Origin of the sequence: Arthrobacter bussei, assembly GCF_009377195.2 — a bacterium.
Taxonomy (GTDB): Bacteria; Actinomycetota; Actinomycetes; order Actinomycetales; family Micrococcaceae; genus Arthrobacter_D; species Arthrobacter_D bussei.
The window spans coordinates 1-287 of the sequence record NZ_VJXX01000027.1 but is presented as its reverse complement, the minus strand read 5'-3'; the positions used below and the strand labels follow the sequence as shown (position 1 = coordinate 287).

The 287-nt window shown below is 75.6% G+C and carries 1 protein-coding gene; it reads right to left on the bottom strand.

Going from position 1 to position 287, the window contains the following annotated elements:
* Window positions 1–287: hydrogen gas-evolving membrane-bound hydrogenase subunit E (gene mbhE / locus FNH21_RS16770; protein WP_152817191.1), on the bottom strand; the 287-nt coding region annotated here is incomplete at both ends.

Below are 287 nucleotides of genomic sequence, written 5' to 3'. Positions count from 1 at the left end.
TCCGCCCCGCGACGAGCCAGGGATCTCGGCTGACGTCCGCGAACCTCACCGCGAGGGCCCGCGCGGCACCGGCCCGCCCACCGGCGTCGAGCGGTTCCTGCCCGCGGTCCACCGAGCCGTCCTCGGCGCCGTCGGCCCGGCGCCGCTTGTCCCCCCGGCCGCGGACGAAGATTAGGCTCGCGATGCCGGTCGCCGCGATGGCGAGCACGGTGATCTCGCCGAGGGTGTCCCATGCCCGGATGTCGACCAGGAGCACGTTGACGGCATTCGCGCCGCCGCCGTCGTCG